The following is a 17,458-nucleotide window of genomic DNA, read 5'->3' on the forward strand; positions in this document are numbered from 1 at the left end:
CGTCACACTGGTGCAAAACCGCCGTGACCGACCCTGCCGCATGCGCCTGCACCTTCCCCTCCTCGCCCTGATCCTGGCCCTCGCCGCCTGCGACCAGGGCCCCGCCCAGCCCCCGGCCGACCTGGTGCTGCCCGACGGTGCGCGCTACCACGGCGCCCTCGTCGAGGGCCGCCTGCACGGCGAGGGGCGCCTGGAATACGGCAACGGCGCCTGGTACCAGGGCCGCTTCGCCCAGGGCCTGTTCGACGGCCAGGGCGAATGGCACGGCGCCGACGGCAGCCACTACCAGGGCGGTTTCCGCGAAGGCCTCTACCATGGCCAGGGCCAGTTGGACGACGGCCAGGGCAACGAGTACGCAGGCACCTTCGAGAACGGCCAGCTGCGCGGCAAGGGCAGCTTCAGCGACGCCGACGGCGACCGCTACGAGGGCGGCTTCGAGAACACCGAGTTCAGTGGCCAGGGGCGTTTCGTCAACGCCGACGGCGACGTGTGGAGCGGCCAGTTCAGCCAGGGCGCGCTGAACGGCCCGGGCAAGTACGAGGGCCGCGACGGCAGCCGCTACGAAGGCGGCTTCAAGGACTGGCGCTTCGCCGGCGAAGGCGTGCTGACCCAGGCCGACGGCCAGGTCTACCGCGGCCAGTTCGCCGACGGCAAGTTCGCCGGCAAGGGCAGCCTGCGCGGCGCCGACGGGCGCCTGCAGGCCGGCACCTGGAGCAACGGCCTGCTGCGCCGCGACGAACAGGGCCGGCGCCTGCCCAACCCGGTGGAGGTCGGCCTGCTGGAACAGGGCCGCCTGCTCGACCGCGCCCTGGCCGCGCTGCCGCCCTCCACGCCGCAGGTGGAGCTGTACGCCCTGAGCGTGGGCGGCGACGGCAAGCAGAGCGTGTTCCTGCGCGAGGCCGACTACGTCGCCCGCCTGCTCGGCCAGCGCTTCGGCGCGCGCGGCGTGGTCACCCTGGTGAACAACCGCAACCACGCCGACGACCGCCCCATGGCCACCCGCGAGAGCCTGGCGCGGGCGGTCCGCACCCTGGCGCGCAGCAGCGGCCCGGAAGACCTGGTGTTCATCTACCTGACCAGCCACGGCAGCCACGACCACCAACTGGTCCTCGACATGCCCGGCATCCGCCTGGACAACCTGCCCGCCGCCGACCTCGCCGAACTGCTCGCGCCGCTGAAGGACCGCTACAAGGTTCTGGTGATCTCGGCCTGCTACAGCGGAGGCTTCATCGAACCCCTGAAGGACGACAGGACGCTGATCATGACGGCGGCGCGCAGCGACCGGGTGTCCTTCGGCTGTTCCGAGGAAGCGGACTTCACCTATTTCGGCCAAGCCCTGTTCGCCAACGCCTTGAACGCCACCGACGACCTGCAGCAGGCTTTCCAGCAGGCCAGCGCCGAGGTCGCCCGGCGCGAGGCGGAGGACGGCTTCGACGCCTCCGAACCGCAGCTGTGGGCGCCACCGGCCGTCCTGCAGCGCTGGAACACCTTGCGCGCAGGCCAGGCCAGCCGGGCCCTGAGCGCCGATGCGGGGCACGTGCAGGAAAAACGTTAGCCCGGCAACTACGCTTGTAACTGTGTCAGCGGAGAAACCAGGATGTATTCAACACCGACGCATGTCCTTCTCGCCGGCGCCACCGGCCTCACCGGCGAGCACCTGCTCGACCGCATGCTCAGCGAGCCGACGGTCAAGCGCGTGCTGGCGCCGACCCGCCGGCCACTGGCCGCCCACCCGCGCCTGGAGAACCCCATAGGCCCATTGGCCGAACTCATCCCCAACCTGGCAGGGCCGGTGGACACGGTGTTCTGCTGCCTGGGCACCACCCTCAAGGAAGCCGGCTCGGAAGCGGCCTTCAAGGCGGTGGACCACGACCTGCCGCTGGCCCTGGGCGAACACGCCCTCAAGCTCGGTGCGCGGCACTACGTGGTGGTCAGCGCGCTGGGCGCGGACAGCAAGTCCTCGCTGTTCTACAACCGCGTCAAGGGCGAGCTGGAAGAGGCCCTGCAGAAACAGGGCTGGCCGCAACTGACCATCGCCCGCCCCTCCCTGCTGCTGGGCCAGCGCGAGGAGATCCGCCTGGCCGAACTGCTCGCCGCCCCCTTCGCCCGCATCCTCCCCGGCAAGCTCCACGGCATCGAAGCCTGCGCCCTGGCCCGCGCCCTCTGGCGCCTGGCCCTGGAGACCGGCAAGGGCGTGCGTTTCGTCGAGTCGGATGAGTTGCGCAGGCTAGGCAAATAACCCCAGCTGCACCGAGATGCTCTTCGTAGGATGGGTTGAGCCTCAGCGAAACCCATGCTGCCGTGGCGATGGGTATCGCTTCGCTCAACACCATCCTACGACGGTGTTTCCTGTTGCGCCCTGCGCGCGATTTCGCGGGCAGGGCCCGCTCCTACAGTTCGGTATGAGGCATGGCACTCCCCTGTAGGAGCGGACCTTGTCCGCGATAGCCGGAGGCTCCGGCGCGGTTCGCGGATGAGATCTGCTCCTACGCAACGCCCACCTGTAGGAGCGCGCCCTGCGCGCGAATCGCGGGCAAGGCCCGCGGCGTCAATTCCCGCCCCACACCTGCAGGCCGATGCCCAGCTCCGCGGCGATCGACAGCGGCAGCAGCACGGTGTCCAGCAACGCGCTGCCCGGCAGGTCCAGGCGTGGGTAGGTTGGCGCCTCGGTGCCGTAGTGGTCCCGGGGGCAGCAGCCGCCGTTGATGGAGTACCAGTCCAGCCGGGTGCCCGCGTAGATCAGCGGGGCGCCGGGCTTGTTGGCGTTGAGGGTCTTCACCGTGGCGCAGCCGCCCAGTTGCAGCAGCATCAGGGCGGCGAGGAGCTTATTCGTCACTGACAAGGTGGTGTTCGCCCCAGCGCGGCAGCATGTCCTGGGGGATGCCCAGTTGGTTGAGGATGCGCACCACCACGAAGTCGACCAGGTCGTCGATGGTCTGCGGCTGGTGGTAGAAACCCGGCGCCGCCGGCAGGATCACCGCGCCCAGGTTGGACAGCTTGAGCATGTTCTCCAGGTGGATGCTGGAGAACGGCGCCTCGCGCGGCACCAGGATCAACTGGCGGCGCTCCTTCAGGGCGACGTCGGCGGCGCGCTCGATCAGGTTGTTGCAGGCGCCGCTGGCGATCGCCGACAGCGTGCCGGTGGAGCACGGCACCACCACCATGGCGCCGGGCGCGCCGGAGCCGGAGGCCACCGGGGCCATCCAGTCCTCCTTGCCGTACACGCGGATCTGCCCGGGCGCGGCGCCGGTGTATTCGCTGAGGAAGGCCTGCATCGCCTGGGGCTTGCCCGGCAGGGTCACGTCGGTCTCGGTGGCCACCACCAGTTGCGCGGCCTTGGAGATCAGGAAGTGCACCTCGCGGTCTTCCTGCACCAGGCAGTCGAGCAGGCGCAGGCCGTACTGGGCGCCGGAAGCGCCGGTCATCGCCAGGGTGACGCGTTCGGCTCCTGCCATCTCAGTCCTCCAGGGCCTTGGCCAGCTTGCCGTGCAGGCCGCCGAAGCCGCCGTTGCTCATGATCACCACCTGGGTGCCCGGGGCGGCCACGGCCTTCACCCCCTCGATGATGGCGTCCAGGGAGTCGCACACCTGGGTCGGCACGGTCGAGCCGGCCACCGTGGCGGCCAGGTCCCAGCCCAGGTTCGGCGGCGCGTACCAGAACACCCGGTCGGCCTGGGCCACGCTGTCGGCCAGGCCGTCGCGGTGGGCGCCCAGCTTCATGGAGTTGGAGCGCGGCTCCACCACGGCGATCACCGGGGCGTCGCCGACGCGCTTGCGCAGGCCGTCGAGGGTGGTGGCGATGGCGGTCGGGTGGTGGGCGAAGTCGTCGTAGAGGGTCACGCCCTTCACTTCGGCGACCTTCTCCATGCGCCGCTTGACGCTCTTGAACGCCGACAGCGCGGCGCAGCCCAGCTCCGGCACCACGCCGACGTGGCGCGCCGCGGCCAGGCAGGCCAGGGCATTGGCGACGTTGTGCTGGCCGGTCAGCTCCCACTCCACGGTGCCCTGCGCGGCGCCGTCGAACAGCACCTCGAAGCGCGAGCCGTCGGCGCTGAGCAGGCGCGCCTGCCACTGGCCGCCGATGCCTGTGGTCTGCACCGGCGTCCAGCAGCCCATGCCGATCACGCGCTTGAGCGCGGCTTCGTTTTCGGGGTGGATGATCAGGCCTTCGCCGGGGATGGTCCGCACCAGGTGGTGGAACTGCCGCTCGATGGCCGCCAGGTCCGGGAAGATGTCCGCGTGGTCGAATTCCAGGTTGTTCAGGATGGCGGTGCGCGGGCGGTAGTGGACGAACTTCGAGCGCTTGTCGAAGAAGGCGCTGTCGTACTCGTCGGCCTCCACCACGAAGAACGGCGTGCCGCCCAGCCGCGCGGAGACGCCGAAGTTCTGCGGCACGCCGCCGATCAGGAAGCCCGGGCTCATGCCGGCATGCTCCAGCACCCAGGCCAGCATGCTGCTGGTGGTGGTCTTGCCGTGGGTACCGGCCGCAGCCAGCACCCAGCGCCCCTGCAGCACGTGGTCGGCCAGCCACTGCGGGCCGGAAACGTAGGGCAGGCCCTTGTTCAGCACGTGCTCCACCGCCGGGTTGCCGCGCGACAGGGCGTTGCCGATCACCACCAGGTCCGGCGCCGGCTCCAGGTGGGCGGGCTCGTAGCCCTGCATCAGCTCGATGCCCTGGGCCTGCAGTTGGGTGCTCATGGGCGGGTAGACGTTGGCGTCGGAACCGGTGACGCGGTGCCCCAGTTCCTTGGCCAGCACGGCCAGCGAGCCCATGAAGGTGCCGCAGATGCCGAGGATGTGGATATGCATGCAGACTCCTGCAATCAAGCCTGGGAAGGCGCTTCGAATGGGCGGCAGATTAGCACAGCGCCGGGTGCCGGCGGGGTGGCTGGATGCATCAGACGGCGCCATTCGCCGGGGGTTCCGCGCACGCTGGCGGTAGGCCCGGCGTAGGGCGAATAACCGTTCGCGGTTATCCGCCGATACACCCAACCCTCACCCTCCGCCAGGGTCGAACCCGGAGCCGCCTGGGGCCAAGGTCAAACGGCGTACAACCGCGAACGGTTGTACGCCCTACGGCACGGAGCGGCTCAGGCCGTGGCGGCGCAACTTGCGGTACAGGGTATTGCGGCTGATGCCCAGCTGCTGCGCGGTGCGGCTCATGTGCCAGCGCTGCGCTTCCAGCACCGCCAGCAGGGCGCCGCGCTCGGCATCGAGCAGGCTGTCGGTGGGCGCCTCCGCTTCGGGTACCGGCTTGGGCTGCGCGGCGCGGCGGATGTCCACCGGCAGGTCGGCCAGGTGCACGCGGCCACCTTCGCTGAGCGCCACCAGGGTGCGCAGCACGTTGCGCAGCTGGCGCACGTTGCCCGGCCAGGGGTGGTCGAGCAGCGCCTGGCGCACGTCCTCGTCGAGCACGATGGGCCGGCCCCGGGATTCCTCGGCGAGCAGTTGCGCCAGCAACTGCGGCCTGTCCTCGCGCTCGCGCAGGGCCGGCAGTTGCAGCACCAGGCCGTTGAGGCGGTAGTAGAGGTCCTCGCGGAAGCTGCCGGCGGCCACCAGCTCATCCAGGTTGCGGTGGGTGGCGCTGATCAGGCGCAGGTCCACCGCTTGCGCCACGCCGTCGCCCAGGGGCACCACCTGGCGCTCTTCCAGCACGCGCAGCAGGCGCGTCTGCAGGGCCAGGGGCATGTCGCCGATCTCGTCGAGGAACAGGGTGCCGCCGTCGGCCTGCAGCAGCTTGCCGCGCATGCCTTCCTTGCGCGCGCCGGTGAAGCTGCCGCCGCGGTAGCCGAACAGCTCGCTCTCGATCAGGCTCTCCGGGATGGCCGCGCAGTTCAGCGCGACGAAGGCCTTGCCGGCGCGCTCGCCGGACTGGTGCACGGCCTTGGCGAAGGCCTCCTTGCCCGAGCCGGTCTCGCCGTGCAGCAGCAGCGGCACGTCGTGGGCGTAGACCTTGAGGGCGCGGCGGAAGTCCGCGGCCAGGCGCGCGTCGCCCAGGCACAGCCCCGGGGCGGCCGGCGCCGGGCGCGCCACGGGCACCACCAGCGGCCGCGGCTCGCCACGCAACTGGGCATGGAACTGGCGCCCGGCATGGCTGCGCAGCGGCCAGCTGAGGCCGGCCTGGGCGCTGGCGCGGCCGAGCAGGTCGTCCAGGCGGATGTCGAAGCAGTCCTCCACGCAGCGGCCGAGCAGGCCGTCGCGCGGGCGGTCCAGCAGGTTCAGCGCGCCCTGGTTGGCGGCGAGGATGCGCCCGGCGCCGTCGAAGGCCACCAGGCCCTCGCTGAACAACCCGACGTACTCGGCCTGCAGGTGGAAGCGCAGCAGCCACTGGCCCTCGAAGCGGCGCAGGAAGTAGCAGCTCTCGATCATCTTCGCCGAGAGGTTGACCAGCGCCATGGTGTGGAACTGGCTCTGCCGCGACAGGTCGCGGCGCGCCGAGGACACGTCGAGCACCGCCAGCAGTTCGCCGTGGGGGTCGAACACCGGGCTCGCCGAGCAGGTCAGGCCGGTGTGCAGGCTGCGGAAATGTTCGTCGCGGTGGATGGTCAGGGCCTGGCGCTCGACCAGGCAGGTGCCGATGCCGTTGGTGCCCTCGCGGGCCTCGCTCCAGTCGGCGCCCAGCCACAGCCCGGCGTGTTCGAAGGTGGCGCGCTCGGCCTCGTCGCAGACGCGGTTGAGGATCACCCCGCGGGCGTCGGTGAGCAGCACCGCGTGGCCGGCGCCGGCGAGCTGCTGGCGCAGGCTGGTCATCTCGCCGCTGGCGATCTCCAGCACCTGCTGCAGGCCCTCGCGGCGCTCCAGCATGCGCCGGTGCTCCAGCACCGTGGGCGGCAGGGTCTGCGCCGGGTCGAGGTGGTATTCCTCCAGGCAGCGCAGCCAGGAACGGGCGATGGACGGATCGGCGGCGGGGCCGCTGGCCGGTTGCTGCCCGCGGGCCACTGTCATGACCTGGCGGGCGTGGCGACTCATGGCGTTCGCACTCATTGTTATGGTTCTCCACGGAAGGGACGGCAGGCAGTCCCGGGGCGACCGTCCCCGCAGCATCGTCCAGTGCGCCGCGCAATGCAATGCCTCGGTGACCTGCCGGTCAGCCGCTGTGCCGGATACGCTACAAACTGTCACCCCGACCTGTACCGCCGTTGCCACACCGCCCGTCGGCGGCTGCCCGCCAGCCGACCACCGGCCCAGCAACCACGCGGTTCCCGCTGGCATGGCCCGGCCCTTGCTCTACGCTTGTCAGACCACAAACGCGTCCTCCCCAACAAGCACAAGAGCCAGGAGATCCACCATGCGTTACGCCCAACCCGGTAGCCAAGGTGCTGTCGTTTCCTTCAAGTCCCGCTACGGCAACTACATCGGTGGCGAGTTCGTACCCCCGGTCAATGGCCAGTACTTCGTCAACACCTCGCCGGTGAACGGCCAGCCGATCGCCGAGTTCCCCCGCTCCGACGCCGCCGACATCGACAAGGCCCTGGATGCCGCCCACGCCGCGGCCGACGCCTGGGGCCGCACCTCGGTGCAGGAGCGTTCGAACATCCTGCTGAAGATCGCCGACCGCATCGAACAGAACCTGGAAGTGCTGGCCGTCACCGAAACCTGGGACAACGGCAAGGCCGTGCGCGAGACGCTCAACGCCGACATCCCCCTGGCCGCCGACCACTTCCGCTACTTCGCCGGCTGCATCCGCGCCCAGGAAGGCTCCGCCGCCGAGATCAACGACAGCACCGTGGCCTACCACATCCACGAGCCGCTGGGCGTGGTCGGGCAGATCATCCCGTGGAACTTCCCGCTGCTGATGGCCGCCTGGAAGCTGGCCCCGGCCCTGGCCGCCGGCAACTGCGTGGTGCTCAAGCCGGCCGAGCAGACGCCGCTGGGCATCTGCGTGCTGATGGAGATCATCGGCGACCTGCTGCCACCGGGCGTGCTCAACGTCGTCCAGGGCTTCGGCAAGGAAGCCGGCGAGGCGCTGGCCACCAGCAAGCGCATCGCCAAGATCGCCTTCACCGGCTCCACCCCGGTGGGCTCGCACATCCTCGAGTGCGCGGCGAAGAACATCATCCCGTCCACCGTGGAACTGGGCGGCAAGAGCCCGAACATCTACTTCGAAGACATCATGCAGGCCGAGCCGTCCTTCATCGAGAAGGCCGCCGAGGGCCTGGTGCTGGCCTTCTTCAACCAGGGCGAGGTGTGCACCTGCCCGTCCCGCGCCCTGGTGCAGGAATCCATCTACCCGCAGTTCATGGAAGTGGTGATGAAGAAGGTCAAGGCGATCAAGCGCGGCGACCCGCTGGACACCGACACCATGGTCGGCGCCCAGGCCTCGCAGCAGCAGTTCGACAAGATCCTCTCCTACCTCGACATCGCCCAGAAGGAAGGCGCCGAGGTGCTGACCGGCGGCGCGGTGGAGAAACTCGAAGGCAGCCTGGCCACCGGCTACTACATCCAGCCGACGCTGCTCAAGGGCAACAACAAGATGCGCGTGTTCCAGGAGGAAATCTTCGGCCCGGTGGTGGGCGTCACCACCTTCAAGGACGAAGCCGAGGCCCTGGCCATCGCCAACGACACCGAATACGGCCTGGGCGCCGGCGTCTGGACCCGCGACATCAACCGCGCCTACCGCATGGGCCGCGGCATCAAGGCCGGCCGCGTGTGGACCAACTGCTACCACCTGTACCCGGCGCACGCCGCCTTCGGCGGCTACAAGAAATCCGGCGTGGGCCGCGAGACCCACAAGATGATGCTCGACCACTACCAGCAGACCAAGAACCTGCTGGTCAGCTACGACATCAACCCGCTGGGCTTCTTCTGATCCACCCGGGCTTCCGACTCTCTTCCTGCGCGGCCTTCGGGCCGCGCTTTTTTTGCCTCGGAAAAGCAGGGCGAATAACCGTTCGGAATGAGCCGGATATTCGGCCTCAACCTGTAGGAGCGGGCCCTGCCCGCGATTCGCACGCAGGGCGTGCTCCTACAGTGAAACTCCATGGCCGGCGCAGCGTAGGACCTTGTCCGCGATAGCCGGACACTCCGGCGCGTTTCGCGGATAAGATCCGCTCCTACAGATACATGAGCGGCTCAGGAGCGCAGGGGCAGGTGTATCGGCGTATAACCGCGAACGGTCATGCGCCCGGATCAGTCCCCATGACTACGCCACTGCCGCGGGCTCACCCCGAACCAGCGGCGGAAGGCGCGGGAGAAGGCGCTGGTCTCGGAATAGCCCAGCAGCGGCGCCAGTTCGGAGATCGGCCGCTGGCGCTGGCGCAGGTAGTGCACCGCCAGTTCGCGGCGGGTGTTCTCCACCAGTTGGCTGAAGCTCAGCCCGGCCTCGCGCAGGCGCCGTTGCAGGCCGGCGGTGGTCAGTTCCAGGCGCTCGGCGATCAGTTCCAGCACCGGCTCGCCTTCGCTCAGGGCCAGGCGGATCTGGGTGCCGGCGTCTTCCAGCAGGTCCGGCCCGCGGCCCTGTTCGCCGAGGCGGCGGATCACGTCCTGCACCAGGAACAGCAGGTTGGCGTCGCGCTCGGGCATCAGCCGGCCCTTGATGTCGGCCTTGGGCACCAGCAGCGAATTGCAGCCGCGCTGGAAGTGCACCGGCGCGCCGAAGACCCGCGCGTGCTCCTGCCAGTCCTCCGGGCGCGCGTGCTCGAAGCCCACCGCGCGCGGCGTCCAGTCCTGGCCCAGGGCGTGGCGCAGCAGGTTCAGCGCCATGCCCATGGTCAATTCGGCATCCTGCCGGCGGTCGAGGATGGCGCCGTGCTGCACCTGGTAGTCGAAGCGGTAGCACTCGCCGCAGTCCACCAGGCGGATCAGCGTGCTGTGCTGGTGGAAGGGGAAGGCCGCGGCGAAGTTGCGCAGGGCGTCCTCCAGGGTTTCCGAGCACAGCCCGACGTAGCCCAGCAGGCCGAGGGCACGGGGCTGGAACTGCTGGCCATAGCGCAGGCCGAAGTTGTCGCAGCCGGACTGCCGCGCGGCCTCCTCCAGCACCTGGCAGTAGTTGGTCAGGGCCAGGCTCAGCGTGGGGTGGCGCAGGCGTTCGGGGTCGATGCCGGCGCGGCCGAAGACGCGGTCGATGTCGCCGCCCTGGGCGGTGATGAAGCCATCCAGTCCGCTGGCGGCGGCGGACAGCACGCCGAGGTTGCTCGCCGAAGGCATGGCGACTGCGCTGGAGAACAGGGACGGGTTCATGGGCACGCTCGTTATTGATCACTTATTCGACAAAACGACGAAGCAATTACCGTGCCTCGCCTCCAGGGCCCGCCAGCCCCCATCACCGGGGTGTTTTCACTGAGGCGTTGCGTCATTCCCGAGCAGGCCCCGCGCCATCCTGGGGCGATGGGTAACACCCTGTTGCAAGTTGACCGCAGAGGCCGCACGCCGGGTTCCAGGGTCAAGTCCTGGGCGGCCTGCGTCGCTACCATCGAAGCCAGGCAACCCATCCACGCCCCCAGGGGCAGAGGAGTCCACAATGAGCGCATCACAACTAAAACCGACGCTGGGAACCTTGCACCTCTGGGGCCTGGCCGTGGGCCTGGTGATTTCCGGCGAATACTTCGGCTGGAGCTACGGCTGGGGCACCGCCGGCACCCTGGGCTTCCTGGTCACCACCCTGATGGTGGCCCTGATGTACACCTGCTTCATCTTCAGCTACACCGAGCTGACCACCGCCATCCCCCACGCCGGCGGGCCCTTCGCCTACAGCCTGCGGGCCTTCGGCAAGACCGGCGCGAGCATCGCCGGCATCGCCACCCTGATCGAGTTCGTCTTCGCCCCGCCGGCCATCGCCATGGCCATCGGCGCCTACCTCAACGTGCAGTTCCCGGCGCTGGACCCGAAATGGGCGGCCACCGGCGCCTACGCCATCTTCATGACGCTGAACATCCTCGGCGTGAGCATCGCCGCCACCTTCGAACTGGTGGTCACCGTGCTGGCCGTTGCCGAGCTGCTGGTGTTCATGGGCGTGGTGGCGCCGGGCTTCAGCTTCAGCAACTTCGTGCTCAACGGCTGGGCCGGCTCCAGCACCTTCAGCGGCGCGGCCATCGGCGGCATCTTCGCGGCGATCCCCTTCGCCATCTGGTTCTTCCTCGCCATCGAGGGCGCGGCCATGGCCGCCGAGGAAGCCAAGGACCCGAAACGCACCATCCCGCGCGCCTACATCGCCGGCATCCTCACCCTGGTGACCCTGGCCATCGGCGTGATGGTCTTCGCCGGCGGCGTAGGCGACTGGCGCGCACTGTCGAACATCAACGACCCGCTGCCGCAGGCCATGAAGGCGGTGGTCGGCAACGACTCCACCTGGATGCACATGCTGGTGTGGATCGGCCTGTTCGGCCTGGTGGCCAGCTTCCACGGCATCATCCTCGGCTACTCGCGGCAGTTCTTCGCCCTGGCCCGCGCCGGCTTCCTGCCCGCAGGGCTGGCCAAGCTGTCGCGCTTCCAGACCCCGCACCGGGCCATCCTCGCCGGTGGCGTGGTGGGCATCGCGGCAATCTTCAGCGACAACCTGATCAGCCTGCAGGGCATGACATTGACCGCGGCGATGATCACCATGAGCGTATTCGGCGCCATCGTCATGTACATCATGAGCATGCTCAGCCTGTTCAAGCTGCGCCGCAGCGAGCCGCACCTGGAACGCAGCTTCCGCGCCCCCGGCTACCCGGTGGTGCCGGGCATCGCCCTGGGCCTGGCGCTGGTCTGCCTGGCGGCCATGCTGTGGTACAACCAGGTGATCGCCATGGTATTCCTGGCGCTGATGCTGGCCGGCTACATCGGCTGCAACCTGGTCATCGCCGCGCGCCGTGGCGTGCCGGCGAGCTTCGCCAGCGAAGGCTGATCCACCCGCGCCGGGCCGCGAGGTCCGGCGCCGTTGAGCACAAGGAGTTCCCATGCCCGGATACGCCCACAGCGTCGGTGGCCAGACCTGGCGCTTCGACAGCCTCAAGGAGCTGATGGCCAAGGCCAGCCCGGCGCGCTCCGGCGACTGCCTGGCGGGCATCGCCGCGGCCAGCGACGCCGAGCGCGTGGCCGCGCAGATGGCCCTGGCCGAGGTGCCGCTCAAGCGCTTCCTCGACGAGGCGCTGGTCCCCTACGAAAGCGACGAGGTCACCCGCCTGATCATCGACGGCCACGACCGCGCCGCCTTCGCCCCGGTCAGCCACCTGACGGTGGGCGACTTCCGCGACTGGCTGCTCGGCGATGCCGCCGACGAAGCCAGCCTGCGCGCCCTGGCCCCGGGGCTGACGCCGGAAATGGCGGCGGCGGTGTCGAAGATCATGCGCGTGCAGGACCTGGTGCTGGTGGCGCAGAAGATCCGCGTGGTCACCCGCTTCCGCAACACCCAGGGCCTGCGCGGCCGGCTGTCCACCCGGCTGCAGCCCAACCACCCGACCGACGACCCCGCCGGCATCGCCGCCAGCGTCCTCGACGGCCTGCTCTACGGCAACGGCGACGCCATGCTCGGGATCAACCCGGCCACCGACAGCCTGCACTCCATCTGCACCCTGCTGGAGATGCTCGACGCCATCATCCAGCGCTACGAGATTCCCACCCAGTCCTGCGTGCTGACCCACGTCACCAGTTCCATCGAGGCGATCAACCGCGGCGCGCCGCTGGACCTGGTGTTCCAGTCCATCGCCGGCACCGAGGCGGCCAACGCCAGCTTCGGCGTGAGCCTGGCGGTGCTGCAGGAAGGCTACGAGGCGGGCCTGTCGCTCAAGCGTGGAACGCTGGGCGACAACCTCATGTACTTCGAGACCGGCCAGGGCAGCGCCCTCTCGGCCAACGCCCACCACGGCGTCGACCAGCAGACCTGCGAGGCCCGCGCCTATGCCGTGGCGCGGCACTTCAAGCCGTTCCTGGTGAACACCGTGGTCGGCTTCATCGGCCCGGAGTACCTGTACAACGGCAAGCAGATCATCCGAGCCGGCCTGGAGGACCACTTCTGCGGCAAGCTGCTGGGCGTGCCCATGGGCTGCGACATCTGCTACACCAACCATGCCGAGGCCGACCAGGACGACATGGACATGCTGCTGACGCTGCTGGGCGTGGCCGGCATCAACTTCATCATGGGCATCCCCGGTTCCGACGACGTGATGCTCAACTACCAGACCACCTCCTTCCACGACGCCCTCTACGCCCGCCAGGCCCTGGGCCTGCGCCCGGCGCCGGAGTTCGAGCAGTGGCTGGAGCGCATGCACATCCTGCAACAACGCGAAGGCCGGGTGCGCCTGGCCGAGCAACTGCCGCCGGCGTTCCGCCCGGCCCTGGCGCAACTGAACTGAGGACGCGCGGATGAGCGAAGAGGCCACCCCCAACCCCTGGCAGGAACTGCGCCGCCTGACCCCCGCGCGCATCGCCCTGGGCCGCGCCGGCACCAGCCTGCCGACCCGCGCGCAGCTGGACTTCCAGTTCGCCCACGCCCAGGCCCGCGACGCCGTGCACCTGAGCTTCGACCACGCCGGCCTGAGCGCCGCCCTGGCCGAACGCGGGCGCGAAAGCCTGCTGCTGCACAGCGCCGCCCCCGACCGCCACACCTACCTGCAGCGCCCGGACCTGGGCCGCCGCCTGGATGAAGACTCGGCAGCGCTGCTGCGCCGCCACGCCGAGGCCAACCCGGCGGGCTACGACCTGGCCGTGGTGGTGGCCGACGGCCTCTCCGCCCTGGCCGTGCAGCGCCACGCCCTGCCCTTCCTGGAACGCCTGGAGGAAATGGCCGCGGCCGAGAACTGGAGCCTGTCGCCGGTTGCCCTGGTGCAACAGGGCCGCGTGGCGGTGGCGGACGAGGTCGGCGAGCTACTGCGGGCGAAGATGGTGGTCATCCTCATCGGCGAACGCCCCGGCCTCAGCTCGCCGGACAGCCTCGGCCTGTACTTCACCTGGGCGCCGAAGGTGGGCCTGAACGACGCCTACCGCAACTGCATCTCCAACGTCCGCCTGGAAGGCCTGAGCTACGGCATGGCCGCCCACCGCCTGCTGTACCTGATGCGCGAAGCCTGCCGCCGCCAGCTCTCGGGGGTGAACCTGAAGGACGAGGCGGAGCTGCCGACGCTGGAGGGCCAGGGGCCTGGGGCCAACTTCCTGCTGGCCGGGCGCTGAGCCTCGGAACAGGGGCTGACTGGAACCGTAGGGCGAACAACCGTTCGCGGTTATCCGCCGCAGGTCCTGCCACCGGGGCATCCGGCGTGGCCGGTCAATCCAATCGCGGACGGAGTCCGCGCCTACAACCGTGCTTCCTGGAACCGTAGGAGCGGACGCTGTCCGCGATCCGGCGGATAACGCCGTAGGCGTTATGCGCCCTACGCAACTGGCACCGTAGGGCGTGCCGACGCGCCGCTCTCGATCAAACGCTCGCTTGGATTGCGCTTTCAACGATTTCTGGTGCAGCATCCAGGGCAGTGTTGTGCTGGCACAGCACCTGCATCGTGACAGCAGCCCATTCACCGAACGCAGAGATCCGCCCATGCGCATCGTGCAAGCCACCCTCGATCACCTCGACCTGCTCGCCCCGCTGTTCGTCAAGTACCGTGAGTTCTACGGGATGCTGCCCTACCCCGAATCCTCGCGGAAATTCCTGGAAAAGCGCCTCAAGCGCAAGGAGTCGGTGATCTACCTGGCGCTGCCGGACGACAGCGACGACAAGCTGCTGGGCTTCTGCCAGCTCTACCCGAGCTTCTCCTCGCTGTCGCTCAAGCGCGTGTGGATCCTCAACGACATCTACGTCGCCGAGGACGCCCGCCGCCAGCTGGTGGCCGACCACCTGCTGCAGCACGCCCGGCAGATGGCGCGGGAAACCAACGCCGTGCGCATGCGCGTGTCCACCAGCACCAACAACGAGGTGGCGCAGAAGGTCTACGAGTCCATCGGCTTCCGCGAGGACACCGAGTTCAAGAACTATATCCTCCCGATCAGCGACGATCTGGTCTAAGCCGGGGGCGCATCACGCTGGCAATAGCGTAAAGCCAGCATTACAGTGAAGCATCGCACGTGCCGCCCGGCGTTCGGCGGCTAAGGGGCTCCATGGGCATTCCCCAGCGTCTACTGCGTCACTTCTCCCTGCTCCTGCTGTTCGGCCTGGGCACCGTCCAGGCCGATACCCTGCGCGTGGCCACCCTCGACTGGGAGCCCTACGTCGGCGCCGACCTGCCCGGCCAGGGCCTGGCCAGCCGCATCCTCGACGAGGCCCTGGCGCTCAACGGCGACCGCGCCGAACGGGTGTTCCTGCCCTGGCAACGGGCCCTCAACGAAACCCGCGAAGGCCGCTACGACGCCCTGATGCCGGCCTACCTGTCGGCCGACCGCAGCCGCGACTTCTACACCTCGATGCCGCTGCTGGATTCGCAGCTGGGCTTCTTCCACCGCCGCGACCACGCCATCGCCTACCGCGCCGGCGACCTGAACAGCCTGCGCCCCTACCGCATCGGCGTGGTGCGCGGCTACGTCAACCAGGCCGACTTCGACAACGCCGACTTCCTCACCAGGGAAGTGGTCAACAACGACTGGCAGAACCTGGAAAAGCTCCTGCGCGGGCGCCTCGACCTGGCGGTGGTGGACCGCTACACCGGCTACCACCTGCTGGCGCGCAATGCCCCGGCGCTGCGCGAACAGCTGGAATTCATCGAGCCGCCGCTGGAGATCAAGCCCCTCTACGTGCTGATTCCCAAGGCCCGCACCGGCGGAGAGGCGCTGGCGGCCAACCTCGACCGCGGCCTGCGCACGCTGCGCCAGAGCGGGCGCCTGCAGCAACTGATCGCCGACGCCCACCTGGAAACGGCCCAGGGCATCCGCGCCGTGGCCGAACACCCGCTAGCCGAGCAGGTACCAGGCGCTGGCGGCCACGACCGCGCCCGCGAAGGCGCCGACAACAGCCCAGCGGCGCCAACCCTGGACTGGCAGGCGAGCCTGCGCTAACCCGGCCTCCAGGGCCTGGACCAGTTCCGACAGCGCCTCGAAGCGGTTCTCCGGCTCCGGCGCCAGGGCCCGCGCCAGGCAGCCATCCCAGCCGGGCGGCACGGCCACCCCGAGGTCCGCCAGGGGTTGATAGCGCACCGCCGCCCCCGCCTCCGGCAGCGCCGGCTCCGGCCAGCGCCCGCTGGCCAGCCAGTAGGCGTAGGCAGCCACCACGAACTGCTCGGCGCGGCTGTCCAGGGCGCCGCCCGCGCGCAGTTCCGGCGCCATCGGCAACACGTCGGCCGGCAGCGCCTGGCGCGGGCAGCCCGGCACTGTCGCGGCCAGCTCCGGCAACAGCAGCAGGTGCCCGCGGTCGTCCACCACGATCTGCCTGGGGGAAATCCACAGCCCCTGCATGCCGCGCCGCTGCAGCGCCCGCAGGGCCTGCACCAGTTGCCGCAGCAGGCCCAGCAGCTCCGCCGGCGCCGGCTTGCGCCAGGCACCGCGCCAATCCGCCAGGCTGCGCCAGCGCCCCGCCGGCAGGGCGAACAGCTGGTAGGCATGCTGGCGCGGCGCGCGGGGCGACAGCACGTCGGGCAGGCTCGCCACCTTGCAGCCGCGCAACGCCCACTCGCGCAGCCAGAAGGCCTGGTCGGCGGCCTGTGCCGCGGCCAGCAGCCAGGCCTCGCGGCCGTCCTCGTGGCGCACGCGGAACAGCCGCCCCTCGGGCCCGTAGGGGCAGGCCTCCAGCAGCCGCCAGCCCTCCAGCGCTATCCCCGGCCGCAGCACCGGCGGCGCCGGCCAGCCGGCGGGCACCGGCAGGCCCGGCTGCGCCACCAGGCGCTCCGGCAGCACCAGCGCGGCGGCTCCCGGTGCCTGCAGGAGCGGCTCCAGCAGCGCCGGCAGCTCGACCTCGGCGGGCCGTCCAAGCCCCTCCAGCAGCGGCCGCCGATCGATCACCTCGAGCAGCGGCTGCGGCGCCATCAGCAAGGCCTCGCCCGCCTGCAGCGGCAGGTTGTGCTGGGTGAGCGGCAGCTCGGCCTGGCCGCCCAGGCTGCCATCCTCGCGGCCGGGCAGGCCCTGCAGCTCGCCCGCGCGGTAACGCAGCAGGCCGATGTTTCCACAGCGCAGGAAATGCGCCTGCCCGCCCTGGACCAGCAGCACCCCCGCGGCCAGTTCGGCGCCCGGCCGGCCAGCCCGGGCGCGGCGGAAGTTCAGCATGTTCAGCGACGCCAGCACCTGGCGCACGGCCTGGGCCTCGGACCAGGTTTCGGGGGCGCAGGCGAAATCGGCGAAGAGCGCATCCAGCTGCGCCTCCAGTTCCCGCACCAGATTGGGGCAGCCGCGTCCCCAGAGCAGCCCCAGCATGAACACCGCCGGCCGCCCCTGGCGCCCGCCCAGCCACTCGGCGCGCACCCGCGCGGCCTGGGCCGGCAGGTCGGGCCCGGCACCAAGGGCGACGCCGGGCAGGGGCGAATGGGCGGGATGCAGGGACATGGGGCAAGGTTCCGACAGGGATTTCCCCGGCGGGACTGCAGCCTTCATGCCGACGTGTAATATCCTGCAACCTGTCCTGGGCAGA

The 17,458-nt window shown here is 69.9% G+C and carries 14 protein-coding genes; 8 read left to right on the plus strand and 6 right to left on the minus strand.

The window, feature by feature from the left end; all coding sequences use genetic code 11:
• The first annotated feature begins 40 nt into the window (after window positions 1-40).
• Both CHC02_RS01160 and CHC02_RS01165 read left to right on the plus strand, forming a co-directional pair.
• Complete coding sequence (locus CHC02_RS01160) at window positions 41-1,555, plus strand: C13 family peptidase (protein WP_089389680.1); 1,515 nt, start codon at window positions 41-43, stop codon at window positions 1,553-1,555.
• A gap of 42 nt (window positions 1,556-1,597) precedes the next feature.
• A complete protein-coding gene (locus CHC02_RS01165) occupies window positions 1,598-2,239 on the plus strand; it encodes an oxidoreductase (protein WP_089389681.1) in 642 nt (213 codons plus the stop codon).
• A 309-nt stretch (window positions 2,240-2,548) separates the two neighbouring features.
• Here CHC02_RS01165 and CHC02_RS01170 read toward each other — a convergent pair whose 3' ends face one another.
• From CHC02_RS01170 to CHC02_RS01185, 4 genes are all read right to left on the minus strand, one after another.
• Window positions 2,549-2,809 carry a YceK/YidQ family lipoprotein gene (locus CHC02_RS01170; RefSeq protein ID WP_089389682.1) on the minus strand — a complete coding sequence of 87 codons (261 nt, stop codon included), beginning with the start codon at window positions 2,807-2,809 and terminating at the stop codon, window positions 2,549-2,551.
• Between the two features lie 16 nt (window positions 2,810-2,825).
• Complete coding sequence (gene ubiX, locus CHC02_RS01175) at window positions 2,826-3,455, minus strand: flavin prenyltransferase UbiX (RefSeq protein ID WP_089389683.1); 630 nt, start codon at window positions 3,453-3,455, stop codon at window positions 2,826-2,828.
• 1 nt (window position 3,456) lies between these two features.
• Window positions 3,457-4,809: a UDP-N-acetylmuramate:L-alanyl-gamma-D-glutamyl-meso-diaminopimelate ligase gene (gene mpl, locus CHC02_RS01180; RefSeq protein WP_089389684.1), complete on the minus strand. Its 1,353-nt coding sequence runs from the start codon at window positions 4,807-4,809 to the stop codon at window positions 3,457-3,459.
• 264 nt (window positions 4,810-5,073) lie between these two features.
• Window positions 5,074-6,984 (minus strand): sigma-54-dependent Fis family transcriptional regulator, encoded by a 1,911-nt coding sequence (locus CHC02_RS01185; RefSeq protein ID WP_089389685.1) that lies wholly within the window; start codon window positions 6,982-6,984, stop codon window positions 5,074-5,076.
• A 304-nt stretch (window positions 6,985-7,288) separates the two neighbouring features.
• Between CHC02_RS01185 and exaC the strand changes: the two genes are divergently transcribed.
• Entirely contained in the window at window positions 7,289-8,809 is a 1,521-nt protein-coding gene (exaC, locus tag CHC02_RS01190; protein ID WP_089389686.1) for an acetaldehyde dehydrogenase ExaC, read from the plus strand.
• Between the two features lie 320 nt (window positions 8,810-9,129).
• Here exaC and qhpR read toward each other — a convergent pair whose 3' ends face one another.
• Window positions 9,130-10,179 carry an AraC-like transcriptional regulator QhpR gene (gene qhpR / locus CHC02_RS01195; RefSeq protein WP_089389687.1) on the minus strand — a complete coding sequence of 350 codons (1,050 nt, stop codon included), beginning with the start codon at window positions 10,177-10,179 and terminating at the stop codon, window positions 9,130-9,132.
• Between the two features lie 280 nt (window positions 10,180-10,459).
• Here qhpR and eat point away from each other — a divergent pair, with 280 nt between their 5' ends.
• From eat to CHC02_RS01220, 5 genes are all read left to right on the plus strand, one after another.
• Window positions 10,460-11,824, plus strand: coding sequence for an ethanolamine permease (gene eat / locus CHC02_RS01200; RefSeq protein WP_089389688.1), 1,365 nt, complete (start codon window positions 10,460-10,462; stop codon window positions 11,822-11,824).
• A gap of 52 nt (window positions 11,825-11,876) precedes the next feature.
• Window positions 11,877-13,271: an ethanolamine ammonia-lyase subunit EutB gene (locus CHC02_RS01205; RefSeq protein WP_089389689.1), complete on the plus strand. Its 1,395-nt coding sequence runs from the start codon at window positions 11,877-11,879 to the stop codon at window positions 13,269-13,271.
• A 10-nt stretch (window positions 13,272-13,281) separates the two neighbouring features.
• Window positions 13,282-14,085 carry an ethanolamine ammonia-lyase subunit EutC gene (gene eutC / locus CHC02_RS01210; protein WP_089389690.1) on the plus strand — a complete coding sequence of 268 codons (804 nt, stop codon included), beginning with the start codon at window positions 13,282-13,284 and terminating at the stop codon, window positions 14,083-14,085.
• Window positions 14,086-14,449: 364 nt separating this feature from the next.
• A complete protein-coding gene (locus CHC02_RS01215; RefSeq protein ID WP_009615966.1) occupies window positions 14,450-14,914 on the plus strand; it encodes a GNAT family N-acetyltransferase in 465 nt (154 codons plus the stop codon).
• Between the two features lie 92 nt (window positions 14,915-15,006).
• Window positions 15,007-15,897: a substrate-binding periplasmic protein gene (locus tag CHC02_RS01220; protein WP_089389691.1), complete on the plus strand. Its 891-nt coding sequence runs from the start codon at window positions 15,007-15,009 to the stop codon at window positions 15,895-15,897.
• On the opposite strand, the gene CHC02_RS01225 is transcribed toward CHC02_RS01220, so the two are convergent.
• A complete protein-coding gene (locus CHC02_RS01225) occupies window positions 15,793-17,373 on the minus strand; it encodes a PP2C family serine/threonine-protein phosphatase (RefSeq protein ID WP_089389692.1) in 1,581 nt (526 codons plus the stop codon). The two genes, CHC02_RS01220 and CHC02_RS01225, sit on opposite strands and share 105 nt — an antisense overlap.
• Window positions 17,374-17,458: the final 85 nt, after the last annotated feature.

The organism is Pseudomonas delhiensis (genome assembly GCF_900187975.1).
In the GTDB taxonomy this organism is placed as follows: domain Bacteria; phylum Pseudomonadota; class Gammaproteobacteria; order Pseudomonadales; family Pseudomonadaceae; genus Pseudomonas; species Pseudomonas delhiensis.